At 73.1% G+C, this 24,157-nt stretch carries 25 protein-coding genes and 1 pseudogene; 10 read left to right on the forward strand and 16 right to left on the reverse strand.

Features of this window, described 5'->3' with window-relative positions; genetic code table 11:
* Positions 1 to 273 (forward strand): annotated as a pseudogene (locus I4I82_RS31200) (RraA family protein); the annotation flags it as partial.
* A 122-nt stretch (positions 274 to 395) separates the two neighbouring features.
* On the opposite strand, the gene prcA reads toward I4I82_RS31200, so the two are convergent.
* The 4 genes from prcA to dop form a co-directional block, all read right to left on the reverse strand.
* Positions 396 to 1,193, reverse strand: a complete 798-nt coding sequence (gene prcA, locus I4I82_RS31205; protein WP_218590940.1) for a proteasome subunit alpha — start codon at positions 1,191 to 1,193, stop codon at positions 396 to 398.
* A gap of 4 nt (positions 1,194 to 1,197) precedes the next feature.
* Entirely contained in the window at positions 1,198 to 2,049 is an 852-nt protein-coding gene (prcB, locus tag I4I82_RS31210; RefSeq protein WP_218590941.1) for a proteasome subunit beta, read from the reverse strand.
* Between the two features lie 79 nt (positions 2,050 to 2,128).
* On the reverse strand, positions 2,129 to 2,326 hold the full coding sequence (locus tag I4I82_RS31215; protein WP_172162574.1) for a ubiquitin-like protein Pup: 198 nt from the start codon (positions 2,324 to 2,326) through the stop codon (positions 2,129 to 2,131).
* A gap of 109 nt (positions 2,327 to 2,435) precedes the next feature.
* Positions 2,436 to 3,935, reverse strand: coding sequence for a depupylase/deamidase Dop (dop, locus tag I4I82_RS31220; protein ID WP_218590953.1), 1,500 nt, complete (start codon positions 3,933 to 3,935; stop codon positions 2,436 to 2,438).
* 172 nt (positions 3,936 to 4,107) lie between these two features.
* On the opposite strand from dop, the gene I4I82_RS31225 reads away from it, so the two are divergent.
* Positions 4,108 to 5,175 carry an NAD(P)-dependent alcohol dehydrogenase gene (locus I4I82_RS31225; RefSeq protein WP_218590942.1) on the forward strand — a complete coding sequence of 356 codons (1,068 nt, stop codon included), beginning with the start codon at positions 4,108 to 4,110 and terminating at the stop codon, positions 5,173 to 5,175.
* Between the two features lie 55 nt (positions 5,176 to 5,230).
* Here the strand turns inward: I4I82_RS31225 and I4I82_RS31230 are convergent, their stop codons facing one another.
* Positions 5,231 to 5,746 (reverse strand): MarR family winged helix-turn-helix transcriptional regulator, encoded by a 516-nt coding sequence (locus I4I82_RS31230; RefSeq protein ID WP_218590943.1) that lies wholly within the window; start codon positions 5,744 to 5,746, stop codon positions 5,231 to 5,233.
* Positions 5,747 to 5,831: 85 nt separating this feature from the next.
* Here I4I82_RS31230 and I4I82_RS31235 point away from each other — a divergent pair, with 85 nt between their 5' ends.
* Positions 5,832 to 6,392, forward strand: a complete 561-nt coding sequence (locus I4I82_RS31235; RefSeq protein WP_218590944.1) for a YceI family protein — start codon at positions 5,832 to 5,834, stop codon at positions 6,390 to 6,392.
* A gap of 83 nt (positions 6,393 to 6,475) precedes the next feature.
* Positions 6,476 to 7,162 carry a helix-turn-helix domain-containing protein gene (locus I4I82_RS31240; protein ID WP_226370355.1) on the forward strand — a complete coding sequence of 229 codons (687 nt, stop codon included), beginning with the start codon at positions 6,476 to 6,478 and terminating at the stop codon, positions 7,160 to 7,162.
* Here I4I82_RS31240 and I4I82_RS31245 read toward each other — a convergent pair.
* Positions 7,147 to 7,551, reverse strand: a complete 405-nt coding sequence (locus I4I82_RS31245; protein WP_218590945.1) for a VOC family protein — start codon at positions 7,549 to 7,551, stop codon at positions 7,147 to 7,149. The genes I4I82_RS31240 and I4I82_RS31245 overlap by 16 nt on opposite strands.
* A 139-nt stretch (positions 7,552 to 7,690) precedes the next feature.
* Here I4I82_RS31245 and I4I82_RS31250 point away from each other — a divergent pair, with 139 nt between their 5' ends.
* Positions 7,691 to 9,331, forward strand: coding sequence for an SLC13 family permease (locus tag I4I82_RS31250; RefSeq protein WP_218590946.1), 1,641 nt, complete (start codon positions 7,691 to 7,693; stop codon positions 9,329 to 9,331).
* On the opposite strand, the gene I4I82_RS31255 is transcribed toward I4I82_RS31250, so the two are convergent.
* Complete coding sequence (locus I4I82_RS31255) at positions 9,288 to 9,701, reverse strand: YchJ family protein (RefSeq protein WP_226370356.1); 414 nt, start codon at positions 9,699 to 9,701, stop codon at positions 9,288 to 9,290. The genes I4I82_RS31250 and I4I82_RS31255 overlap by 44 nt on opposite strands.
* 44 nt (positions 9,702 to 9,745) lie before the next feature.
* Here I4I82_RS31255 and I4I82_RS31260 point away from each other — a divergent pair, with 44 nt between their 5' ends.
* Positions 9,746 to 10,198: a protein-tyrosine phosphatase family protein gene (locus I4I82_RS31260; protein WP_226370357.1), complete on the forward strand. Its 453-nt coding sequence runs from the start codon at positions 9,746 to 9,748 to the stop codon at positions 10,196 to 10,198.
* 85 nt (positions 10,199 to 10,283) lie between these two features.
* Here I4I82_RS31260 and arc read toward each other — a convergent pair whose 3' ends face one another.
* The 3 genes from arc to I4I82_RS31275 all read right to left on the reverse strand — a co-directional run bounded on the left by arc (position 10,284) and on the right by I4I82_RS31275 (position 13,722).
* The gene (gene arc / locus I4I82_RS31265) at positions 10,284 to 12,044 is read right to left on the reverse strand and encodes a proteasome ATPase (RefSeq protein WP_225920733.1); all 1,761 of its coding nucleotides are present in this window, start codon (positions 12,042 to 12,044) and stop codon (positions 10,284 to 10,286) included.
* Between the two features lie 218 nt (positions 12,045 to 12,262).
* Positions 12,263 to 13,114: a tRNA (adenine-N1)-methyltransferase gene (locus tag I4I82_RS31270; RefSeq protein ID WP_218596559.1), complete on the reverse strand. Its 852-nt coding sequence runs from the start codon at positions 13,112 to 13,114 to the stop codon at positions 12,263 to 12,265.
* Between the two features lie 83 nt (positions 13,115 to 13,197).
* Positions 13,198 to 13,722, reverse strand: coding sequence for a hypothetical protein (locus I4I82_RS31275; RefSeq protein WP_218596320.1), 525 nt, complete (start codon positions 13,720 to 13,722; stop codon positions 13,198 to 13,200).
* 66 nt (positions 13,723 to 13,788) lie between these two features.
* Here I4I82_RS31275 and I4I82_RS31280 point away from each other — a divergent pair, with 66 nt between their 5' ends.
* Both I4I82_RS31280 and I4I82_RS31285 read left to right on the forward strand, forming a co-directional pair.
* The gene (locus I4I82_RS31280; RefSeq protein ID WP_218592960.1) at positions 13,789 to 14,634 is read left to right on the forward strand and encodes a RecB family exonuclease; all 846 of its coding nucleotides are present in this window, start codon (positions 13,789 to 13,791) and stop codon (positions 14,632 to 14,634) included.
* A 23-nt stretch (positions 14,635 to 14,657) separates the two neighbouring features.
* Entirely contained in the window at positions 14,658 to 15,452 is a 795-nt protein-coding gene (locus I4I82_RS31285) for a thioesterase family protein (protein WP_218592959.1), read from the forward strand.
* Between the two features lie 119 nt (positions 15,453 to 15,571).
* Here the strand turns inward: I4I82_RS31285 and hisG are convergent, their stop codons facing one another.
* From hisG to metH, 4 genes are all read right to left on the reverse strand, one after another.
* Positions 15,572 to 16,456: an ATP phosphoribosyltransferase gene (hisG, locus tag I4I82_RS31290; RefSeq protein ID WP_218592958.1), complete on the reverse strand. Its 885-nt coding sequence runs from the start codon at positions 16,454 to 16,456 to the stop codon at positions 15,572 to 15,574.
* A 25-nt stretch (positions 16,457 to 16,481) separates the two neighbouring features.
* Positions 16,482 to 16,745, reverse strand: a complete 264-nt coding sequence (locus I4I82_RS31295; RefSeq protein WP_218592957.1) for a phosphoribosyl-ATP diphosphatase — start codon at positions 16,743 to 16,745, stop codon at positions 16,482 to 16,484.
* Between the two features lie 123 nt (positions 16,746 to 16,868).
* Positions 16,869 to 17,570: an HAD family hydrolase gene (locus I4I82_RS31300; protein WP_218592956.1), complete on the reverse strand. Its 702-nt coding sequence runs from the start codon at positions 17,568 to 17,570 to the stop codon at positions 16,869 to 16,871.
* Entirely contained in the window at positions 17,567 to 21,175 is a 3,609-nt protein-coding gene (gene metH, locus I4I82_RS31305) for a methionine synthase (RefSeq protein WP_218592955.1), read from the reverse strand. The genes I4I82_RS31300 and metH overlap by 4 nt, the downstream gene beginning before the upstream one ends.
* A 183-nt stretch (positions 21,176 to 21,358) precedes the next feature.
* On the opposite strand from metH, the gene I4I82_RS31310 reads away from it, so the two are divergent.
* Both I4I82_RS31310 and I4I82_RS31315 read left to right on the forward strand, forming a co-directional pair.
* A complete protein-coding gene (locus I4I82_RS31310) occupies positions 21,359 to 22,234 on the forward strand; it encodes a PAC2 family protein (RefSeq protein ID WP_225920734.1) in 876 nt (291 codons plus the stop codon).
* A gap of 23 nt (positions 22,235 to 22,257) precedes the next feature.
* Complete coding sequence (locus I4I82_RS31315; protein WP_225922597.1) at positions 22,258 to 23,400, forward strand: MFS transporter; 1,143 nt, start codon at positions 22,258 to 22,260, stop codon at positions 23,398 to 23,400.
* Here I4I82_RS31315 and I4I82_RS31320 read toward each other — a convergent pair.
* Complete coding sequence (locus I4I82_RS31320; protein WP_218594125.1) at positions 23,378 to 23,770, reverse strand: hypothetical protein; 393 nt, start codon at positions 23,768 to 23,770, stop codon at positions 23,378 to 23,380. The two genes, I4I82_RS31315 and I4I82_RS31320, sit on opposite strands and share 23 nt — an antisense overlap.
* Positions 23,767 to 24,126, reverse strand: coding sequence for a DUF2237 family protein (locus I4I82_RS31325; RefSeq protein WP_218594124.1), 360 nt, complete (start codon positions 24,124 to 24,126; stop codon positions 23,767 to 23,769). Before I4I82_RS31325 ends, I4I82_RS31320 begins: the two co-directional genes overlap by 4 nt.
* Between the last annotated feature and the right edge of the window lie 31 nt (positions 24,127 to 24,157).

Here is a 24,157-nt window from a genome sequence, read left to right on the forward strand (position 1 = left end):
GTGAACCCGTCCGGTGAGCGGCCGGACCCGGCCGACGTCGCCGCGCTGCGGGAGTTCGCCACCACCCAGATCGCCGACTGCGGCGGCCCGGTCGGGGTCGTCGGTCCCCCGCTGCGCCGCCTCGCGGGCGGCCCGGAGATCTGCGGCACCGCGGTGACGGTCTGGACGAAGCCCGGCGACATCCTGTTCGTGCTCAAGGCGCCCGACCTGATCGGCGAGGGCGACGTGCTCGTCATCGACGGCGGCGGCCGCGAGGACGCCGCCGTGATCGGCGACATCGTCGGCCCACGATCCGCGACCTGGCTGGCCGCGGCGACCGGCGTCGACGAGCTGATCGCCCGCCGCGGCGCCGGACCGCCCCCTGCCCTGACGGCCAGGGGGCGGGTCAGGTCAGGTCAGGACGAGCCGCCCTGGGGGACCACCGGGTTCTCGTCGCCGCCCACGTCGTCGGAGTCGGCGGGTGCGGCGTCGACGGTGCGGTTGGCCTCGGGCAGCAGCTCGCGCAGCGCGGAGCCGGTGATGCGGCGGAACGAGCGGCGCGGGCGGCCGCGGTCGAGAACCGCCACCTCCAGCGCACGGACGCCGAGCACCGTGGGCTGCGCGGTGCCGTTGGCCGCGGTGGAGCTGCTGGTCTGCAGCGCCTCCACGGCGCAGCCGATCGCCTCGGTGACCGCCAGGCCCGCCTGGTAGGTCTCCTTGAGCTTCGCACTGATCGGCTCGGTCGTGCCGCCCATGACCACGAACTGCGGCTCATCGGTGATCGAGCCGTCGTAGGTGATGCGGTAGAGCTGGTCGGCGTCGGGCGTGGCCCCGACCTCGGCCAGGCACAGCTCCACCTCGTAGGGCTTCTGCTGCTCGACGAACGACGTGCCCAGGATCTGCGCGTAGGTGTTGGCGAGCATGCGGCCGGTGACGTCGCGGCGGTCGTAGGTGTAGCCGCGGACGTCGGCCATCCGGACGCCGGCGTTGCGCAGCGTCTCGAACTCGTTGTAGCGCCCGACCGCGGCGAACCCGATGCGGTCGTAGATCTCGGAGACCTTGTGCAGGGCGGTGGAGCGGTTCTCCGCGACGAACAGCACGCCGTCGGTGAACGTGAGGACGACGACGCTGCGGCCGCGGGCGATGCCCTTGCGGGCGAGCTCGGAGCGGTCGCGCAGGAGCTGGTCGACCGACGAGTAGAACGGCATGGTCACGGCGTCAGCCTCCGGGGTTCTCGGTGCGGCCGGCGACGACCTGGGCGACGACCTCGGCGATCTCGGCCTCCGGGCGGCGCATCGCGCCCTCCGGGCCGGTGATCGACACGACGATCGGGTAGAGCCTGCGGGTGAGGTCGGGGCCGCCGGTGGCCGAGTCGTCGTCGGCGGCGTCGTAGAGCGCCTCGATCGCCGTGCGGACGGTGGTGGGGAGGTCGGCGTCGACGCGGTGGCGCTTCTTGAGCGCCGACTTCGCGAAGACCGAGCCCGAGCCGACGGCGTGGTAGCCCAGCAGCTCGTCGTAGCGGCCGCCGGTGGCGTCGTAGGTGACGATCCGCCCGGCCTTCGACGGGTCGGGCGCCTCGATGTCGTAGCCCGCGAACAGCGGCACGACGACGAAGCCCTGCATGGCCGCGCCGAGGTTGGCCCGCACCATCGCGGCCAGCTTGTTGGCCTTGCCGTCGAGGGAGAGCGTGGTGCCCTCGATCTTCTCGTAGTGCTCGAGCTCGACGGTGAACAGCCGCACCATCTCCAGCGCGATCCCCGCGGAGCCGGCGATGCCGACCGCGGAGTGCGCGTCGGTGACGAAGACCTTCTCGATGTCGCGCTGGGCGATCACGTTGCCCTGCGTGGCGCGGCGGTCGCCGGCGATCACGACGCCGCCGTCGAAGACGAGCGCGACGATCGTGGTGCCGTGCGGGACCTCCAGCGCGCCGGGCGCGCCGTGGGCCGGCACCGCGGAGGGGAGCAGGTGCGGGGCGTGGGCGGTGACGAAGTCGGTGAACGAGGACGGGCCGGGCGCGAGGTACGCGTCCAGCCCGACAGGGGCACGACGCCCCGGATCGGGGAACGACATGGTCAGGTCTGCGCCTCTCCTCGTGCGGGGTACTGCTCGTGCGGTCGTGCAGGTGCGGTGTGCGGGAGTGCCGGAGCGGCTACTCCCCGCCCTTCTGGACGTAGGCGCGGACGAAGTCCTCCGCGTTCTCCTCCAGCACGTCGTCGATCTCGTCGAGGATGGTGTCGACGTCCTCGCCGAGCTTCTCGCGGCGCTCCTGGCCCGCCGCGGCGCCGTCGGCACCCTCGTCGTCGTCCCCGCCCCCGCCGCCCTGACGCTTGGTCTGCTCCTGCGACATGACGCCTCCTGTCGATAGGTCGTGCTGGATGAACCCTAACCCAGCGGACCGGCGAAAGTCCGTGATCGACGCCGTGACGATCGCCCGTCCCGGCGCCGCGCGGCGCGGTTCAGCCGCGGGTGAGGGCCTCGACGAGCTCCTCGGCGGTGCGCGACCTGTCGATCAGCTCGCCGACGTGGCTGCGGGTGCCGCGCAGCGGCTCCAGCGTCGGGATCCGCACCAGCGACTCCCGGCCCAGGTCGAAGATGACCGAGTCCCACGACGCCGCGGCGACCTCGGCGGGGTAGCGCTCCAGGCACCGGCCGCGGAAGTAGGCGCGGGTGTCCTCGGGCGGCGCGGTCATCGCGGCGGTGACGTCGTCCTCGGACACCAGGCGCTTGATCGAGCCGCGCGTCGCGAGCCGGTTGTAGAGGCCCTTGGCCATGCGGACGTCGCTGTACTGCAGGTCGACCAGGTGCAGGCGCGGGGCGTCCCAGGTGAGGCCGTCGCGCTCGCGGTAGCCCTCCAGCAGGCGCAGCTTGGCCGTCCAGTCGAGGCGGTCGGCGGTGCTCATCGGGTCGCGCGAGAGGTCGTCGAGGACCTCGCCCCAGATCTGCATGACCTCGGCGGTGGCCTCGTCGACGTCGTCGCCCAGCGTCGTCTCGATGTGCTTGCGCGCCTTCTCGTGGTAGGCGTGCTGGACGTCGAGACCCGTCATCTTCCGGCCGTCGGCCAGGTCGACGGTGGTCCTCAGCGACGGGTCGTGGCTGATCCGGTGCACCGAGCGGACGGGCTCGGCCAGGCGCAGCTCGTCGAACCGCACGCCCTTCTCGATCATGTCCAGCACGATCGCGGCGGTGCCGACCTTGAGCAGCGTTGAGTACTCGCTCATGTTCGCGTCGCCGATGATGACGTGCAGGCGGCGGTACTTGTCGGCGTCGGCGTGCGGCTCGTCGCGGGTGTTGATGATGCCGCGCTTGAGCGTGGTCTCCAGGCCGACCTCGACCTCGATGTAGTCGCTGCGCTGCGCGAGCTGGTAGCCCGCCTCGTCGCCCGAGGCGCCCCGGCCGACGCGGCCGGCGCCGCACACGACCTGGCGCGTCACGAAGAACGGCGTCAGCCCGGACACGATCGACGGGAACGTCGTGGAGCGCGCCATGAGGTAGTTCTCGTGGGCGCCGTAGCTCGCGCCCTTGCCGTCGACGTTGTTCTTGTAGAGCTGGATCCGCGGGGCGCCGGGCACGGTGGCCGCGCGCATCGCGGCCTCCTCCATCACCCGCTCCCCCGCCTTGTCCCACACCACGATGTCGCGCGGGGTGGTGACCTCCGGCGTCGAGAACTCGGGGTGGGCGTGGTCGACGTAGAGGCGCGCGCCGTTGGTGAGGATCACGTTGGCGGCGCCGAGGTCGTCGAGCTCGGAGTCGACCGGGTTGTGCATGGTGGGCGCGGAGAGGTCGAAGCCGCGGGCGTCGCGCAGCGGCGACTCGACCTCGTAGTCCCAGCGGGCGCGGCGCGAGCGCGGGATGTCGGCGGCCGCGGCGTAGGCCAGCACCACCTGCGTGGACGTGATCACGGGGTTGGCCGTGGGGTCGCCGGGGACCGAGATGCCGTACTCGATCTCGGTGCCCATGATCCGTCGGGCCGTCACGGGCGGGCCTGCAGCGCACTCATGCTCCGAGCCTAACCGGCGGACCGCCCCCGGGCCCTCCGTCCCCGGTCCGGCACCGTCTCACGATGAGACCCGTGTCACATCGCGATGCGCGCATGATCGGACGTTCCGCGACCTGGAAGGTGCAGCCACGATGCCGGAGACGATGAAGTCCTTCGTGATCAAGCGAGTCGGGGAGACCGAGGTCGTCGAGAAGCCGATCCCCGAGCCGGGTCCGGAGGAGGCCATCGTCCGCACCACCGCGGCGCTGATCTGCACCTCCGACGTCCACACCGTCAAGGGCGCCCTGCCCGTGCCCGACGGCCGCACGCTCGGCCACGAGTCCGTCGGCGTCATCCACAAGCTGGGCTCGGCCGTCACCGGCTTTGAGGAGGGCCAGCGCGTCGTCGTCTGCGCCGTCACCCCCTGCTACCGCTGCTCGGCCTGCCAGCGCGGCTTCACCAGCCAGTGCGGCGGGGCGCTGGGCGGCTACAAGTACACCGTCCAGATGGACGGCAACATGGCCGAGTACTTCGTCGTCCCGGCCGCGGCTGCCAACCTGACGCCGATCCCCGAGGCGATCAGCGACGAGCAGGCCGCCTACTGCTGCGACATGCTCACCACCGGCTTCATGGGCGTCGAGCACTGCTACCTGCAGTTCGGCGAGACCGTGGCGATCTTCGCGCAGGGCCCGGTCGGGCTCTCGGCCACGATCGGCGCACAGCTGATGGGCGCCGGGCGGATCATCGCCGTGGAGTCCCGCGCCGACCGTCAGGCCCTGGCCAAGCGCTTCGGCGCCACCGACATCGTCGACTACACCAAGGGCGACCCGGTCGAGCAGATCATGGACCTCACCGGCGGCGAGGGCACCGACGCCGCCATCGAGGCGTTCGGCTTCCCGGACACCTTCGAGGCCTGCCTGCGCGTCACCAAGGCGGGCGGGCGGGTGTCCAACATCGGCTACCACGGCGAGAACCCCAACCCGCTGCAGCTCCCGCTCGACGCGTTCGGCCTGGGCATGAACGACAAGGCCGTGCACACCGGCCTGTGCCCCGGCGGCAGCGAGCGGATGAAGCGGCTGCTGCGTCTGCTGGAGTCCGGCCGGATCGACCCGACCCCGATGACGACCCACACGTTCGGCTTCGACCGGATCTCCGAGGCCTTCGAGATGATGACGACGAAGGCCGACGGCATCGTCAAGCCGCTCATCACCTTCCCCTGACCGGCTCCCACCACCCCGCGACCGGCGCCGCTGCTGCGGCGCCGGTCGCGGTGCGTCAGGGGGCCCCGGGTGGGTCGCTGTCCGGCGCCCCGTCACCCGTGGCCGGCCACAGCGGCCCGTCGTGCAGGTGCGCCGCGAGCTTGTCGCTGATCGTGCGCAGCACCGCCTGCTCGTCGGGGGTGAGCAGGTCGAACAGCGACGACCGCACCTCCTCGACGTGCCCCGGCGCCGCGGCCCGCAGCTGGTCCCACCCGGCCTCGGTGAGCTCCGCGAGCTGCCCGCGCTTGTCCGTCGGGTGCGGGCGCCGGCGCACCAGCCCGGCCTCCTCCATCCGCGTGACGGCGTGCGAGAGCCGGCTGCGCGACGACGTCGACGACGTGGCGAGCGTGCTCATCCGCAGCACGCCCTCGGGCGCCTCGGACAGCCGCACCAGGATCTCGTAGTAGGCGTGCGGGAGGCCGGTGCCCTGCTGGAGCTGCCGCTCGATGCGGTCCCACAGCAGGCGGCTCGCGGTGAGGAAGCTGCGCCAGGTGCGCTGCTCGTCCTCGGTCAGCCAACGGGTGTCGCCCATCACACTCCCGGAATAGTTGAGCACTCAAAACCCTTCAGCTAGTGTCCCTCTCAACACCTGAGAGCTCAACTAACAGAGGATCCCGATGACCACCACGCAGACCCAGATCCCCAACTACATCGCGGGCACCTGGGACATCGACCCCGTGCACTCCGACGTCTCGTTCACGGTCCGCCACATGATGGTGAGCAAGGTACGCGGGCGCTTCGGCGGATTCACCGGCGAGATCGTGACGGGCCCGGACGTCACCGGATCGAGCGTGCGCGCCGAGATCGACGCGACGTCCATCGACACCGGCAACGACCAGCGCGACGGCCACATCCGCTCCGCCGACTTCTTCGCGGTCGAGAACCACCCCACCTGGACCTTCGTCTCCACCGCCGTCCGCCCCGACGGCGACGACCTGGTCGTCGACGGCGAGCTCACGATCAAGGGCGTCACCCGCCCGGTCTCCCTGGCCCTCGAGGTCAACGGCTTCGGCCCGGACGCCTACGGCGGCACGCGCGCCGGCTTCACCGGCACCACCACCATCAACCGCAGCGACTTCGGCGTCGACATCGCCATGCCGCTCGACGGCGGCGGCGTCGTCGTCAGTGAGAAGGTGCAGATCACCCTGGAGATCCAGGGCGTGCTGCGCACCGCCTGATCACCCGGCTCCCCCCGCGGACGGCCCCCGGCACCTCGCCGGGGCCCGTCGCGCGTCCGGGCCCGGCGTGACACGGTGGCGCGGTGGGATACCGCGAGTTCCCGGTGCCGCTGGGCGGTCTGGCCGAGTGCGGCTGGTCGTCGTCGGCAGGGCCCGCGCCCGCCGAGCACGCCGTGCTCCCCGACGGCGCGATGGACCTCGTGTGGACCGGCGCCGACCTGCTCGTCGCGGGGCCGGACACCGCCCCGCACCCCGTCCGCAGCGGGCCGGGCGCGGTCGCGACCGGGCTGCGCTTCCGCCCGGGCGCGCTGCCCGCGCTGCTCGGGGTGCCCGCCGACGCGCTGCTCGACCACCGCGTCCCGATGGTCGACCTGCTCCCCCGCCCCGCCCATCGCGCGCTGGCCCGGATCGAGGCCGGGGAGCCCGTGCTCGATGCCCTGCTCGGCGCCGTCGCCGACCTGCCCGGCGCGCCGCCCGACCGCGCGCTGGGCGTCGTCGTGCGCCACGCCGTCGCCGGAGCGGGCGTCGCGGCCACCGCCGACGCGCTGGGCTGGACGTCCCGGACGCTGCACCGGCGCGCGCTCGCCGCGTTCGGCTACGGCCCCGCGGTGCTGCGACGCGTCCTGCGGTTCCGCCGCGCGGTCGACCTGCTGCACGCCGGCGTCGCGCCCGCGGAGGTCGCCGCGCGGGCCGGGTACGCCGACCAGCCGCACCTGAGCCGCGAGGTGCGCGCCCTGGCGGGCCGCTCCCCCGCTCAGCTCGGCGCGTAGAGGTCCACCCCGGTGCCGTCCGGGTCCTGCAGGCTCGCGTAGCGCTGGCCCCACGGGGCGTCGAAGGGCTCGAGCCCGCTGTGGTGGCCCGCCGCGACCATGTCGGCGTGCAGGGCGTCGACCGAGGCCGGGTCCGGGAGCCGGAACGCCAGGCCGACGCGGCCGCCGCCGGTGGGCGGCGTCCAGCCGGGGTCGAGCGAGCGCGCGACGTCCTCGGAGTCGAACATCAGCCGCATCCCGCCCCCGAGGTCGGCCTCGACGTGCGGCACGCCCCCTGCCTCGTCGGGCACGGTTACCCCGAGACGGCGGTAGAACGCGAGCGTGGCGGCCATGTCGGACACGATGATCCCGATGGCGTCCATCCGGGCGGCGATCTGCACCTTCTCCATGACCGCGGACGCTAGCGCCGTCCGCCGCGGCCCGTCGTGAACGGATCGGACACCTCCCCCGGAGGCGTCGCCCGCACGGCCGGAGGGGCCCGACCGGGGTACCGTGCGCCGACCGGAGCCGGTGGTCGAAGGAGCCCACATGACGAGCACCCAGCCCACCCCCCGCCCCGACGGAACACCGGGCTCGCGGCCCGACGGAGCACCGGGCTCGCGGCCCGACGAGCCGTTCCCGGTGTCCGGCGATCAGCGTCCCCCCGGGCGGGTGTGGGCGTTCCGCGGGCTCGGCGTACTCGCGGCCGCGCTGGCCTGGCTCGCCCTCGGGTCGGCGACCGGGCTGGAACCGGCCGGCCGGATCGTCGCCACGATCGGTGTGCTCATGGCGGTCTGGTGGATGACCGAGGCCCTGCCGCTCTCGGCCACCGCGCTGGTCCCCATCGTCGCGTTCCCCGCCTTCGGCGTCCTCTCGGTCGGAGACGCCACCGCCCCCTACGCCGACCCGATCGTCTTCCTCTTCATGGGCGGGTTCCTGATCGCGATAGCGATGCAGAAGTGGAACCTGCACCGGCGCATCGCCCTGCTGACGCTACGGGCCGTCGGGACGCACCCGCACCGCATCGTGCTTGGCATGATGATCGCGACGGCGTTCCTGTCGATGTGGGTGTCGAACACCGCGACGACCCTGATGATGCTGCCGATCGCGCTGAGCGTGCTCACGCTGGTCGTCGAGCGCAGCCGCGGCACCGGCGAGGTGCGTCGCGGCTCCACGATCAGCGACACCGTCGACGACCCCGCCGTGCGGATCTTCGGCGTCGGCCTCGTGCTGTCGATCGCGTGGTCGGCCTCCATCGGCGGCCTGGGCACCCTGCTCGGCAGCCCGCCCAACGCCATCGTCGCCGGCTACGTCAGCGAGCAGCTCGACCGCGACATCACCTTCCTGGGCTGGATGCAGCTCGGGGTGCCGCTCGTGGTGGTGTTCCTCGTGATCGCCTGGCTGCTGATCACCCGGGTGCTGTTCCGGAGCGGTCTCGACGAGATACCCGGCGGCCGGGAGATGATCGCGGGGCAGCTCCGCGAACTGGGGCCGACCAGCACCGGCGAGAAGCGCGTGCTCGCCGTGTTCGCCGGGGCGGCGTTCCTGTGGATCGTCCCCGGGCTGCTCACCCGGATCGGGCCGGTCGAGGCGGCGCTGCCCTGGCTCGGTGAGCTCGACGACACCGCCATCGCCATCGCGGCGGGCGTCGTGCTGTTCCTGCTGCCCGGTCATCGGGGCACCGACGACGACCGCGGCGAGATGCTGCTGGTCTGGGACGACGCCCAGAAGGGGCTGCCCTGGGGCGTCCTGCTGCTCTTCGGCGGAGGGCTGAGCCTGGCGACCGCGGTCGCCGAGAGTGGGCTGGACGCGTGGATCGGCACCCAGGTCGAGGGCCTCGGCGTGCTGCCGATCGTGCTGCTCGTCGCGGCGGTCGTCGCGATCGTCCTGCTGCTCACCGAGGTCACGAGCAACACCGCGACCGCGGCGACGTTCATCCCTGTGCTCGGTGGGGTCGCACTGGGCATCGGGGCCGATTCCATGACGCTGCTCATCCCGGCGGCGCTCGCCGCGACCTGCGCGTTCATGCTGCCGGTCGGGACCCCGCCCAACGCCATCGTCTTCGGCAGCGGCACCGTCACCATCGGGCAGATGGCGCGCGGCGGGGCGGCGCTCAACGTCGTCGGGGTCCTGCTGATCACGCTGTTCAGCTGGTTGCTCGGTGGTTGGGCCCTCGGCCTGCAGTTCTGAGCGGACCGCCCGGGCCCACGGGGCCGACGTAGACCCAGCGCCCGCACACCCGCCGGAAGCGGCTGTCCTCGGCCACCACACCCCGGTCGTGGTGCGCCCGGAAGCGCACGGTGCCCGTCGGCTCCAGCAGCCCGCCGCCGGTGAGGTCGAGCACCTCCAGGCGCGTCCAGCGCGTCGCCGGGTCGACGTCGACGCGGCGCGGGCGGGTGGCCGGGTCCCAGCTCTCCCGCAGGTAGGCGGTGTCGCCGACGGCGAAGGCGCTGAACCGCGAGCGCATCAGTGCTTCGGCGGTCGGCGCGGCCGCACCGGAGTGGTAGCGGCCGCAGCACTCGGGGTAGGTCGCCGGGAGTCCGCAGGGGCAGGGCTGCACGGGCCCAGTCTCCCCCGAACGCGCCGGGGTGCAGGATGCCGGGCGTGCCCGCTCCCCCGACGCCGCCGCTCCCCGGTGTGGTCGTGCTCCCCGACGGGACGCGCGTGCGCGGCCGCGGCCGCCGCGAGCTCCCCGGCGACCCGACCCCGGAGTTCGGCCTCTACCTGCACCGCCGCACCCTGCTCGGGCGCGAGCGGTGGACGCCGGGCTGGCCCGCCGAGTGGGTCGACTGGCCCGACTTCCGAGTGCCCCGCGACCCCCGCCGCGCCGCGGCCGCGATCGAGCACGCCCACGGCCTCGCCCGGGCCGGGACGCGCGTCGAGGTGGCCTGCGGCGGCGGGACGGGTCGCACCGGCACCGTGCTCGCCTGCATGGCCGTGCTGGCCGGGCGCCCGGCGGGCGACGCCGTGGCCTGGGTCCGCGCGCACTACCGGCCCCGCGCCGTCGAGACGGCGGCGCAGCGGCGCTGGGTGGAGTGGTTCGCCGCGCAGCGCTGACCCTGCCGACGCCTGCCGACCCCGGGAACGCCGACGGGGCCGGTCGCAGCTCGCGCGACCGGCCCCGCCTCCTTCGGCGTGCCCCCTACAGGTACTGGCCGGTGTTCGACGCCGTGTCGATCGCGCGGCTGCTCGCGTCGTTCTTGCCGGTGACGAGCGTGCGGATGTAGACGATCCGCTCGCCCTTCTTGCCCGAGATCCGCGCCCAGTCGTCCGGGTTGGTCGTGTTGGGCAGGTCCTCGTTCTCGGCGAACTCGTCGACGATCGCATCGAGCAGGTGCTGGACCCGCAGGCCCTGCTGGCCCGACTCGAGCACCGCCTTGATCGCCGACTTCTTCGACCGGTCGACGATGTTCTGGATCATGGCACCGGAGTTGAAGTCCTTGAAGTACAGGGTCTCCTTGTCACCGTTGGCGTAGGTGACCTCCAGGAACCGGTTCTCCTCGGTCTCGTCGTACATCCGCTCGACGATCCGCTCGATCATCGCGTCGATGCACGCCTTGCGGTTGCCGCCGAACTCCGCGATGTCATCGACGTGGATCGGCAGCGTGTCGGTGAGGTACTTGGAGAAGATGTCCTGCGCCGCCTCGGCGTCGGGACGCTCGATCTTGATCTTCACGTCGAGCCGGCCCGGCCGCAGGATCGCCGGGTCGATCATGTCCTCGCGGTTGGAGGCGCCGATGACGATGACGTTCTCCAGGCCCTCGACGCCGTCGATCTCGGCGAGGAGCTGGGGCACGATCGTCGTCTCGACGTCGGAGGACACGCCCGACCCGCGGGTGCGGAAGATGGAGTCCATCTCGTCGAAGAACACGATCACCGGGGTGCCGGCGCTCGCCTTCTCCCGGGCGCGCTGGAAGATCAGCCGGATGTGCCGCTCGGTCTCGCCGACGAACTTGTTGAGCAGCTCCGGGCCCTTGATGTTGAGGAAGAACGCGCGGCCCTCGTTGGGGTCGTCGCCGCGCTGGGCCGCGATCTTCTTGGCCAGCGAGTTGGCGACGGCCTTCGCGATGAGCGTCTTGCCGCAGCCGGGGGGCCCGTAGAGCAGCACGCCCTTGGGCGGGCGAAGCTCGTACTGGGTGAACAGCTCGGCGTGCAGGAACGGCAGCTCGACGGCGTCGCGGATCTGCTCGATCTGCCGGAACAGGCCACCGATGTCGGAGTAGTCGACGTCGGGCACCTCCTCCAGCACGAGGTCCTCGACCTCGGCCTTCGGCACGCGCTCGTAGGCGTACCCGGCCTTGGTGTCGACGAGCAGGGAGTCGCCCGGCTTGAGGTGCACGAAGTCGGGGACCGACTCGTCGAACAGGGGCGCGGCGAGCCACACCACCCGCTCCTCGTCGGCGTGCCCGACCACCAGCGCGCGGCCGGCGAGGCCGTCGGTGGTGGGCTCGGCGAGCACCTCGCGCAGTCCGCAGACCTCGCCGATGCGCTCGTAGTCGCCGGCCTCGACGACGGTGAGCGCCTCGTTGAGGCGCACGGTCTGCCCGCTCTTGAGCTCCTCGGTGCTGACCGCCGGGGACACCGCGACGCGCATCCGGCGGCCCGAGGTGAACACGTCGACGGTCTCGTCCGGGAAGCGCGCCAGGAAGACGCCGTAGCCGCTGGGCGGCTGCGCGAGCCGGTCGACCTCCTCGCGGAGGGCGATCAGCTGGCCCCGGGCCTCCTTGAGCGTCTCGGTCAGCTTCTCGTTGCGTGCCGAGAGCTGCGAGAGCCGGCTGGCCGACTCGGCGAGCCGCTGCTCCAGGACGCGGGCCTGGCGGGGCGACTCGGTGAGCTTGCGCCGGAGTAGGGCGACCTCTTCTTCGAGGAAGCGGATCTGGGCAGTGGCCTCGTCAGGACTCATGTCCCCGTGGTCACCTGGGTTGTGTCTGCCGGTTCCGTCGTAGGGGTTCACGGCATCCTCCCTCCGTGTTCCGTTTCCATACGATACCTGGCCACTCTGACACACGCGGTGCGGCGAATCGGTGATCCATCACTCACGCGGACGGCACCTTGACGGTGACCGCCGGTCCGGGCTCCGTGACGGGAGGTGCCGCCACCCGGCCGAGCGGCCTCGACCGGTCAGCGGGTGGAGGTGGGGCGGCGCTGCGGGCGCGGCGGCGAAACGCCGTCGGCCAGTCGACGGGCCGTCACCAGGAACGCGGTGTGGCCCTGCATCCGGTGCTCCGGGCGCACCGCCAGCCCGACGACGTGCCAGGCCCTGACCAGCGTCTCCCAGGCCTCCGGCTCGGTCCAGCACTGCTGCTCGCGCAGCGCCTCGGTGAGCCGGGACAGCTGGGTGGTGGTGGCGACGTAGCCGACGAGCACACCGCCGGGGACCAGCGCCCGCTTGATGGTCTCGAGGTGCTCCCAGGGGGCCAGCATGTCCAGGACGACCCGGTCGACCTCCCCGTCCTCGACGTCGGCGTGTGCCGCGAGGTCGGCCACCGTCAAGGACCAATGGGGTGGGATGCCGCCGAAGAAGCGGCGCACGTTGCGCTCGGCGTGTTCCGCGTGGTCCTCGCGGATCTCGTAGGACACCACCCTTCCGGTGGGGCCCACCGCCTGCAGGAGCGAGCAGGTGAGCGCGCCGGACCCCGCGCCGGCCTCCAGGACCCGCGCCCCGGGGAACACGTCGCCCCACATGAGGATCTGCGCGGCGTCCTTCGGGTAGATGACCTGAGCGCCGCGCGGCATCGACAGCACGTAGTCGGCCAGGCGCGGACGCAGGGCGAGGTAGGGCGTGCCGACCGGGGAGAGCACGAGGCTGCCCTCGGGGTGCCCGATCAGGTCGTCGTGGGCGATCCCGCCGCGGTGCGTGTGGTACTGGGCGCCCGCCTCGAGCGTGATCGTGTAGTGCCGACCCTTGGGGTCGGTGAGCTGCACGCGGTCCCCCGCGCGGAAGGGGCCGCCGCGGGTCGGGAGGTGCTCCACCGGCGCGGGCGGGGCCCCGGGCCCGGCGGGGGTCTCCTCGACGGGGGCCTGCTCGACGGGGGCGGGGGCCTGCTGCTCGGTGCTCACGCGGTACCGGCCAGTCGCCACTGGCCGTCGATGAGCTGGAGGGTGGCGCCGTCGGCGCGGCCCTGGCCCTGCCGGTCGGAGGTCCAGCGGATGGTGGCGTTGAGACCGGCGACCGTGACGTCCTGGACCACCGTGCTGCCCGCGGCCTCGACGGCCGTCTCGGCGGCGCCGGGCTGGCCGAAGACCGCGGCGAGGGCCTCTTCGCAGGTGGCCACCCGGCCGCCGCCCGCCTGCACGCCGGCGACGAGCTGCACGGAGGTCTCGGGGGCCGTCAGCGAGCAGGCGATCGGCCAGTCCTGCGTGGCGACGGCCTGCTGGTAGGCGCGCAGGGCGGCCTCGACGGCCGCCTCCTCGGGGCCGACCGCGCCCGGGCCGGGCGTCGTGGTCGGGGTGCCGGTGGCCGTGCCCGCCGTGGGGGCGGCCGACGTCGGCGACGCGGGGGCCCCGGTGCCGCCCGCGGTGCACGCGGCCAGCGCGGCCGCGAGGACGGCGGCGGCCGTGGCGGTTCGGATGGTCTTCATCGCGGCTCAACCTACGGGTGGGCGACCCCGGGGAACTGTCGGGGTCCTCGCCTACCCTCGGCAGCCGTGACCCGCCGCCCCGCCCTCTCCCCGTCCCGGGCGGGCGACTTCAAGCAGTGCCCCCTGCTCTACCGCTTCCGCGCGATCGACCGGCTGCCGGAGCGGCCCACGCGGGCGCAGGTCCGCGGCACGCTGGTGCACGTCGTGCTGGAGCGGCTGTTCGACCTGCCGGCCGCCGAGCGGGTGCCCTCGGCCGCCCACGCGCTCGTGGCCCCGTGCTGGGCGCAGCTGCGCGCCGAGGACCCGGAGCTGGTCGGGGCCCTGTTCGACGGCGGCGAGGACGATCCCGAGCTCGTCGGCTGGCTGGAGTCGGCCGGGCCGCTGCTCGACGCCTACTTCCGGCTGGAGGACCCCCGCCGCCTGGAGCCGCAGGCGCGCGAGCTGCTGGTCGAGACGGAGGTGGCGTCGGGCCTGCTGCTGCGCGGCTACCTCGACCGGCTCGACGTCGCGCCCGGCGGCGAGCTGCGCGTCGTCGACTACAAGACGGGCGCCGCGCCACGCCCGGTCGCCGAGGCGCGGGCGCTGTTCCAGATGAAGTTCTACGCCCTCGCGCTGCTGCACCTGCGCGGCGTCGTCCCCACCCAGCTGCGGCTGCTCTACCTCGCCGACGGCGAGTCGCTCACCTACGAGCCCGACGAGGAGGAGCTGCGCCGCTTCGAGCGCACCCTCGACGCCATCTGGGCCGCGGTCCTCACCGCCGGCGAGACGGGCGACTTCCGCCCCAACCCGGGCCGGATGTGCGACTGGTGCAGCCACCGCGCGCTGTGTCCGGCCTGGGACGGCACTCCCCCGCCCTACCCCGGCTGGCCCACCGTCCCGGCCGACGAGACCCTCCTCGACCGGGCCGACTGAGGGCGTCGGGCAGGATCCGGGGCGTGCCCGACTTCGAACCCTTCTACCGCCCCGTCGACGGTCCCGGCGGCGAGCGGTTCCACGCGACCGCCTCCACCACCGGCCCGTGGTTCGCCGACGCCCAGCACGGCGGGCCGCCCTCGGCGCTGCTGGTCCGCGCGTTCGAGCGGTGCGCACCGCGCCCCGGCACGCAGCTCGCCCGCGTCACCGTCGAGGTCCTGGGGCGGATCCCGGCGGGCGAGGTCGAGGTGCGGGCCGCGGTGGAGCGCCCCGGGCGCGGCATCGAGATGCTGTCGGCGGAGATGACCGCGGGCGGGCGGGCCGTGCTGAAGGCCCGGGCCTGGCGCCTCGCGGTGGGCGACACCGCCGAGGTCGCCTCGGGCGCCGAGCCGCCGCTGCCCCCGCCCGACGCCGTGCCGACCTGGCCCGAGCGCGCCGACGGCTGGCTCCCCGGCTACATCGACGCCGTCGAGTGGCGGTGGGTCACCGGCGACTGGGCGCAGCAGGGTCCGGGCGAGGTGTGGGGCCGGCCGCGGGTGCCGCTCGTGGAAGGTGAGGAGTCGTCACCGCTGCAGCGCCTGGCCGTGGTCGGCGACAGCTCCAACGGCATCGGCTCACCGCTGGACATGCGCCGCTGGCTCTACGTCAACACCGAGCTGAGCATCCACGTCCACCGCCCGCCCGTCGGGGAGTGGACCGGGGTGCGGTCGAGCTCGGTGATCGGCCCCACCGGCCTGGGCACGGCCACGGGGATGATCTTCGACGTGACCGGGCACGTCGGCCGCACGACCCAGAACCTCATCGTCCGACCCCGCTAGGCGCTCCCCCGCCGCGTTCCGCGGAACGCGAACCGCGCACCCACCCACCTCCCGCGCACGTCCTGCCATACGCGGAGGGCCAGCAGGTGCGCGGTTCGGACGCGCCCCGTGAGCGTCGCTCAGCCGCGCCCGTCGATCGCCCGGCAGGAGCGGATCTCCGACGCCAGGATCGCGCGGGCGCCGAGCTGGGCGAGCTGGTCCATCACCCGGTTCACCTCGCGCTTGGTCACCATCGACCGCACCGCCGACCAGCCGGCGTCCGTCAGCGGGGAGACGGTCGGGGCCTGGAGCCCGGGGCTGATCTTCTTGGCGCGGTCGAGGAGCTCGTCGCGGCAGTCGTAGTCGAGCATCAGGTACTGGCGGGCGTAGACGACGCCGCGCAGCCGCTCGATGAACACGATCTTCTCGGCCTTGACGTCGACGGACTCCTCACGGTCGGGCCGCGGCTCGCGCTCGATCAGCGTGGCCTCGGACTGCGCGATGGCGTCGCCGATGACCTGCAGGTTGTGCTGGCGCAGGGTGCGCCCCGAGGACACGACGTCGGCGATGGCGTCGGCCAGGCCGAGCTGCACCGAGATCTCCACCGCGCCGTCGAGCTTGACGATCTCGGCCCGGACCCGGTTGCGGGCCAGGTGCGAGCGCACCAGCCGCGGGTAGGACGTGGCGATCGTCTTGCCCTCCAGGTCGGCGAGCTGGTGGATGTCGCCGTCGACGGGGGCGGCGTAGCGGAACTTCGACTGGCCGAAGCCCAGCTGCAGCACGGTCTGCACCTGGCTGCCGGACTCCTCCATGAGGTCGGCGCCGGTGACGCCCAGGTGCAGGTCGCCGGACCCGACGTAGGTGGCGATGTCCTTGGGACGCAGGTAGAAGAACTCGATCTCGTTCTCGTCGTCCTGCATCGACAGGTCGCGCGAGTCCGAGCGCTGGCGGTAGCCGGCCTCGCGCATCATCGTGGCGGCGGGCTCGGCCAGGGTGCCCTTGTTCGGGAGTGCGACGCGGAGCATGAGCGGGTCCTTACGGATATCGGCCTTACAGGAACTTGTAGACGTCTTCGAGCGTGATGCCGCGACCGATCATGAGGACCTGGACGCGGTAGAGCAGCTGGGAGACCTCCTCGGCGAGGGCGTCGTCGGCCTCGTGCTCGGCGGCGAGCCACACCTCACCCGCCTCCTCCAGCACCTTCTTGCCCTGGGCGTGGACCCCGGCCTCGAGCGCCTCCACCGTGCCCGATCCCTCGGGCCTGGTGGTGGCCTTCTCCGTCAGCTCGGCGTAGAGCTCGTCGAAGGTCTTCACCGGGTTCCACCTCTCACGCAGTCAGTGTCATGTGTCGTGCACGACGGGATGCGGTCACATCGGGTCACTGCTGCGCCCGGCCGCTCCCGTGCGCCGGGCGGCTGCCCGGCCGGGGCTACGGTCTCACGCGGCGTTCCTGGCCCGTACCCGGGTGTAGTCGGACCGCAGCCCGTCGGCCGTGAGCCCGACGAGCGTCTCGCGCTGCACCCGCGACGGGCCCGCCGGCACGGGCACCTCGCACGGCACGACCAGCACCGCGGCCCCGGCGCGCTCGGCGGCCAGCGCGCCGGTGGGCGAGTCCTCGACGGCGAGGCAGTCGGCGGCGTCGACGCCGAGCAGGGACGCGGCCCGCAGGTACGGGTCGGGGTCGGGCTTGCCGCGCGGCACCTCGTCGCCGCACACCGACACGTCGAAGTGCTCGCGGCCGATGCCCTCGAGCGCGAGCTCGGTGAGCTCGCGGCCGGTGTTGGTGACCAGCGCGGTGGGCCAGCCCGCCACCCGGACGGTGCGCAGCGCCTCCTGCGCCCCCGGCCGCCACTCCAGGCCCTCGCGGAACAGCTCGCCGGTGCGGCGCAGGATCATCCGCTCCGCCTCGGCCATCCGTCCGGCGTCGTGGGGCAGGCCCAGGTCGTCGAACACGAGCACCAGCGTGCGGGCCATGTTCGAGCCGATGATGGCCGTGCGCGCCGCGGCGCTGAGCTCGCCGCCCAGGGCCCGGGCGGTGTCGGCGAGCGAGACCGTCCAGACCTTCTCCGAGTCGACGAGCGTGCCGTCCATGTCCCACAGGACGGCCGCCGGACCGGTCACCGCCGGAGTGGTCGTCATGCGGGGTCGTAGGCCAGGTTGGGCCGCAGCCACCGCTCGGTCTCCTCGATCGACGTGCCGCGCCGTCGCGCGTAGTCCTCGACCTGGTCGCGCCCGATCCGCCCGACGGTGAAGTAGCGCGACGCCGGGTTCGCGAAGATCACCCCGCTCACGCTCGCCGCCGGGGTCATCGCGAACGACTCGGTCAACGCCATCCCCACCTTCTCCGCGCCGAGCAGGTCGAACAGCTCGCGCTTCTCGGTGTGCTCGGGGCTGGCCGGGTACCCGAACGCGGGGCGGATGCCGCGGAAGCGCTCCGCGTGCAGGTCGGCGAGATCCGGCTCCGCGCCGGGCTCGAACCACTCGCGGCGGGCCCGCAGGTGCACCCACTCGGCGAAGGCCTCGGCGAGCCGGTCGGCGAGCGCCTTGACCATGATCGAGCGGTAGTCGTCCTGCTCGGACTCGTAGCGGGCGGACAGCTCCTCGGCGCCCTGGATGGAGACGGCGAACCCGCCCAGGTGGTCGCCGTCGGGGGCCACGTAGTCGGCGAGGCACCGGTTCGGTCGGCCGTCGGGCTTGCGCGTCTGCTGGCGCAGCATCGGCAGGCGCACCCCGTCGACGACCAGGTCGTCGCCCTCGGCGTGCGCCGGCCAGAAGCCGTACACCCCCCGTGCGCGCAGCGATCCGTTCGCGACGATCTCGTCGAGCATCTCGACGGCGTCGTCGAACAGGTCCTGGGCGACGGGGTTCTCCAGGATCTTCGGGTAGCGGCCCTTCAGCTCCCAGGCGAGGAAGAAGAACGTCCAGTCGATCAGCTCACGCAGCTCGGTGAGGGTCGGCTCGACCTCCTGCATCCCGGTGAAAGCGGGCACCGGCAGGTCGTCGAAGGGAACCCGCTCGGCGTTGGCCCTGGCCTGCTCGACGGTCAGCAGCGGCGTGGCGTGGCGTCCCTCGTGCTCGGTGCGCAGCCGGGCCTGCTCGCTGCGGTTGTCCGTGTCGAGGGAGCTCGCGCGGTCGGGGTCCAGCAGGGCCGCCACGACACCGGTGACGCGGGAGGCGTCCAGGACGTGCACGGTGGTGGCGTCGTAGGCGGGCGCGATCCGCACAGCCGTGTGCTGGCGCGACGTGGTGGCCCCGCCGATCAGCAGCGGCATCGACATCCCCCGGCGCTGCATCTCCGCGGCCACCGTCACCATCTCGTCCAGCGACGGCGTGATCAGCCCGGACAGGCCGATCACGTCGGCGCCCTCGGCGATCGCGGTGTCGAGGATCTTCGCGGCCGGCACCATGACGCCCAGGTCGATCACGTCGTAGTTGTTGCAGCCGAGCACCACGCCGACGATGTTCTTGCCGATGTCGTGCACGTCGCCCTTGACGGTGGCCATCACGACCTTGCCGTTGCCGCGGTGCGAACCTCCCGAGGCGATCAGCGCCTCCTTCTCCGCGTCCATGAACGGTTCGAGGTGCGCCACCGCGCGCTTCATCACCCGCGCGCTCTTGACCACCTGCGGCAGGAACATCCTCCCGGAGCCGAACAGGTCGCCGACGATCTTCATGCCGTCCATCAACGGTCCCTCGATGACGTCGAGGGGCCGGGCCGCGGCCAGCCGGGCCTCCTCGGTGTCGTCGATGATGAAGTCGACGATGCCGTGCACGAGTGCATGCGAGAGCCGCTCGGCCACGGGGTTCTCGCGCCAGGTCAGGTCCACGACGCGCTGGGTGCCCTTCCCCCCGACGGTCTCGGCGTGGGCGACGAGCCGGTCGGTGGCGTCGGGGCGACGGTCGAACAGGACGTCCTCGACCAGCTCGAGGAGGTCCTTCGGGATGTCCTCGTACACAGCGAGCTGGCCTGCGTTGACGATGCCCATGTCGAGGCCGAGCGGGATCGCGTGGAACAGGAACGCCGAGTGGATGGCCTCGCGGACGATGTCGTTGCCGCGGAAGGAGAACGACAGGTTGGAGATGCCGCCGCTGATCCGCACCCCCGGGCACCGCTGCTTGATCAGCGGCAGCGCGTCGAGGAACGCCTTGCCGTAGCCGTTGTGCTCCTCGATGCCCGTCGCGATGGCGAGGACGTTCGGATCGAAGATGATGTCCTCGGCGGGGAAGCCGACCGTCTCGGTGAGCAGCCTGTAGGCCCGTTCGCAGATGGCGACCTTGCGCTCGGTGGAGTCGGCCTGACCCTTCTCGTCGAACGCCATGACGACCGCGCTCGCACCGAGGTCGCGGATGCGCCGGGCCTGGGCGAGGAAGGGTTCCTCCCCCTCCTTGAGGCTGATCGAGTTGACCACGCCCTTGCCCTGGACGCACTTGAGCCCGGCCTCGAGCACGCTCCACCGCGAGCTGTCGACCATCACCGGGACGCGGGCGATCTCCGGCTCGGTGGCGATGTAGTTGAGGAACGTCGTCATCGCCGCCTCGCTGTCGAGCAGGTCGGCGTCCATGTTCACGTCGATGAGGTTCGCGCCGCCGCGGACCTGCTCCAGTGCGACGTCGACGGCGCTCTGGAAGTCGTCGGCCTCGACCAGCCTGCGGAACCTCTTCGACCCGGTGACGTTGGTGCGCTCGCCGATCATGACGAACCCGGTGTCACCGCCGATCGCGAACGGCTCGAGACCGCTGTAGCGGGTGGCGGGCGTGATCTGCGGGACCGGCCGCGGTGCCATGCCCCGGACGGTCTCCGCGATCGCCGCGATGTGCTCGGGCGTGGTGCCGCAGCAGCCGCCGACGATGTTGACCAGGCCGTCGGCGGCGAACTCGCGCAGCTGCGCGGACGTCTGCTCGGGCGTCTCGTCGTAGCCGCCGAAGGCGTTCGGCAGGCCGGCGTTGGGGTGGCTGGAGACATAGGTGCCGGCGAACTTGGCGAGGTCGGCCACGTGCGGGCGCATCTCGGCGGCCCCCAGCGAGCAGTTCACGCCCACCACCAGCGGGTCGGCGTGCGCCACGGCGTTCCAGAACGCCTCCACCGTCTGGCCCGACAGGGTGCGCCCGGACAGGTCGACGATCGTCACCGAGATCCACAGCGGCAAGTGCGGCGCGACCTCGCGGGCCGCGGCCACGGCGGCCTTCACGTTCAGCGTGTCGAAGATCGTCTCGAACATCAGCAGGTCGACCCCGCCCTCGGCGAGCGCGGCGATCTGCTCGGCGTAGGTGTCGCGGACCTGGTCGAACGACACCCGGCGGAAGGCGGGATCCTCGACCTTCGGCGACAGGGACAGGGTGACGTTGAGCGGCCCCACCGAGCCGGCCACGAACCGCTGGACCCCGGTCGCCGCGGCGGACTCGTCCGCGGCCTGCCGGGCGAGCGCCGCCCCGCGCAGGTTCATGTCCCGGACCCGGTGTTCCAGGCCGTAGTCGGCCTGCGCGATGCCCGTGGCGGTGAAGGTGTTGGTGGTCGTGATGTCCGCGCCCGCCGCGAGGTACCGGCGGTGCACGTCCAGGATGACGTCGGGTGAGGTGAGGTTGAGCAGGTCCGGGTCACCGGTGACGTCGTGGGTGTGGTCGGCGAGCCGTTCGTCGCGGTAGTCGGCCGGGGTGAGACCGGCGGACTGCAGCATCGTGCCCCAGGCGCCGTCGAGCACCGCCACCCGCTGATCGAGCAGTTCTCGCAGATCCTTCACCGACATCGGGCCTCCCGCGTGTGTCGTGGGAGGCGCCCTTACTCGTCGAACCGCACGCCGGCCGAGCGTGGCGGATGGCGAGCCAACCGTTGCAGCGCCTCTCGACCGCGTCCGAGATGCTACCGGTCACCAACCCACCGACACCGACCGGAACTCCACGGAGCGGCCCCACCGCCGTAGGCTGGGCCGATGACCGAACGCGACCCGGCACCCGACCTGCCCCGCCTCGTCGACCCGGTGATGATCGCCGCGTTCGAGGGCTGGAACGACGCGGGTGAGGCCGCGAGCACCGCCCTGGAGCACCTCGAGCTGAGCTGGGACGCCACGCCGCTGGCCTCGATCGACCCCGAGGACTACTACGACTTCCAGGTCACGCGCCCGCACGTCCGCTACACCGACGGCGTCACGCGCAAGATCGAGTGGATGACGACCCGCCTCTCGGTGGCCACGCTGCCCGGCACCGAGCGGCACGTCGTCCTCGTCAACGGCATCGAGCCGAACCTGCGCTGGCGGTCGTTCTGCTCGGAGCTGCTCGGCCACATCGAGCGCCTGGGCGTGACCAAGGTCATCACCCTGGGGGCGCTGCTCACCGACATCCCGCACACGCGGCCCACCACGGTGAGCGGGATCTCCTACGACGTCGACTCGGCGAAGCGGATGCAGGTCGAGCAGTCCACCTACCAGGGCGCCACCGGCATCGTGGGCGTGTTCCAGAACGCATGCGTCGAGGCCGGCGTGCCCGCCATGTCCTTCTGGGCCGCCGTGCCGCACTACGTCTCCCAGGCCCGCGTGCCCAAGGCGGCCGTGGCGCTGCTGCACCGCATCGAGGAGGTCCTCGACGTCGAGGTGCCGCTCGGCGGTCTGCCCGAGCAGGCCGAGGAGTGGGAGCGCACCGTCTCGGAGATGGCCGAGGCCGACGACGAGGTGCGCGAGTACGTCCGCCAGCTCGAGGAGCAGGCCGAGGCCGAGGACACCGACGTGCTGCCCGAGGCCGACGGCGACGCCATCGCCGCCGACTTCGAGCGCTACCTGCGCCGGCGCGGCAGCGGGGGCGCGGGGAGCTGAGCACGGCAGGGGCCCGGACCGGGCTGGCCCGGTCCGGTCTCTACGCGGGCGCGTTCCTCGGGCCCTTCGGCGGCGGAGTCACCGTCGCGATGCTGCCCGAGCTGGGCGCGACGTTCGGCGTCAGCGCGACCACGGCGGCCTCCTCGGTCACCGCCTACCTGCTGCCCTTCGCGGCGGCGATGCTGTTCTCCGGCACGCTCGGCGAGCGCTGGGGGCGGCGGCGCACCGTGGTCCTCGCCTACGCCGCGTACGTCGTCGCGTCGCTGGCCTGCGTGCTCGCCCCGACCTGGGAGCTGTTCCTGACCGGGCGCGCGCTGCAGGGGCTGGCCAACGCGTTCACCACCCCCCTGCTGCTCGCCGCGCTCGCCGGGTCGGCCGCGCCGGAGCGGCTGGGCCGCGCGCTGGGCTGGTTCGGGTCGCTGCAGGCCGCGGGCCAGACCTCGGCGCCGCTGCTGGGCGGCATCGCCGCGGAGCTGGACTGGCGGCTCGCGTTCGGCGGGGTCGCCGCCGTCGCGGTGCTGCTGGGGCTGGCCGGGATCCCGCCGTCGGAGCGCCCGACGGGGCCGCGGCCCGGACTGCGGTCGGCGTGGCGGCCCGCCGTGCTGCGGGCCGGGCTCGTCGCCGCCGTCGGATGGAGCTGCCTGGCCGGGTTGAACTTCCTCGTCGCGCTGCGGCTGGAGGAGGAGTTCGGACTGGGCTCGGGCGCGCGCGGGCTGGTGCTCACCGGGCTCGGGGTGGCCGGGCTGCTCACGGCACGGGTCGTCGGCGGGGCGGTCGACCGGATCGGGCCGCGGCGCGCGGTGCTGGCCGGCGCGGCGGCCGGCGTCGTCGTCGTGGTCGGGGCCGGCACCGCGCCCGCCGTGTGGATGGTCGCGGCGGTGTGGGCGCTGGGCGGGGTGGCCACCCAACTGGTACTCGTGGGCGTCAACGCGCTGGTGCTGCGCGACACGGGCGGCAACGCGGGCGGCTCGATGTCGGTGGTGCAGGCCGTGCGGTTCGGCGGCGGCGCGCTGGCCCCGCCCGCGCTCACCCCGCTCTACGCCACCGACCCGCTCACGGCGTTCCTGCTGCCGGCGGCGCTGCTGGCGGCCGTGGTGCCGGTCGCGCTCCCCCGGTCTCGCGAGGAACCGGCCAGGGACGTGCCTACGCCCCGAGCAGACGCCTGAGCAGCGCGCGGGCGTAGGCGCGCTCGGCGTCGACGTCGACCTCGCGGTGGCCGTCGGCCAGCTGCACCGCCCAGCCGTCGCCGACGGGCTCCAGCCGCGCGAACGCCCGGCCCAGCGCCGCGCGGAGCTGCCCCTCGTGCGGCAGCCAGACCACGTCGTCGGCCTCGACGCTGTCCAGCGCCCACTCGGTGGTGCCGTTGAAGCGCAGGACGCGGCCGCCGGGCCCGTCGTGCACGTCGATGGTGAGCTCGCTGACGACGAACACGTGCTCGTCCATGTCGCGGCCGTCGATGACGAACCGGTCGCCCGACGCCGGCGACCACGGCAGCCCGGCGGCCCGCAGCCGCTGCGCCAGCTCGAGGGTGATCACGGCACCGCGTGCTTCCTCAGGTCGGCGAGGTCGATCCACTCCAGGGTGCGGGCGTGCGTCGCCTCCAGCACGACCGGGGGCGCGGCGCCCGCCTCCAGCGCCTCGGCCCAGCGCGAGGCGCACAGGCACCAGCGGTCGCCGGGCTGCAGGCCGGCGAAGCCGTGCTCGGGGCGCGGCGTCGACAGGTCGTTGCCCGCGGCGGCGCTGAACGCCAGGAACTCCGCGGTGACCTGCGCGCAGACCGTGTGGACCCCGGAGTCCTCGCCTCCGGTGTCGCAGCAGCCCGTGCGGTAGAAGCCGGTCATCGGGTCGGTGCCGCAGACCGCGAGGTCGCCGCCGAGCACGTTGTGGGCCATGTGCGACATGCAACCAGAACGGGTAGGCCCC

Source organism: Pseudonocardia oceani, from assembly GCF_019263585.2.
Taxonomy (GTDB): Bacteria; Actinomycetota; Actinomycetes; order Mycobacteriales; family Pseudonocardiaceae; genus Pseudonocardia; species Pseudonocardia oceani.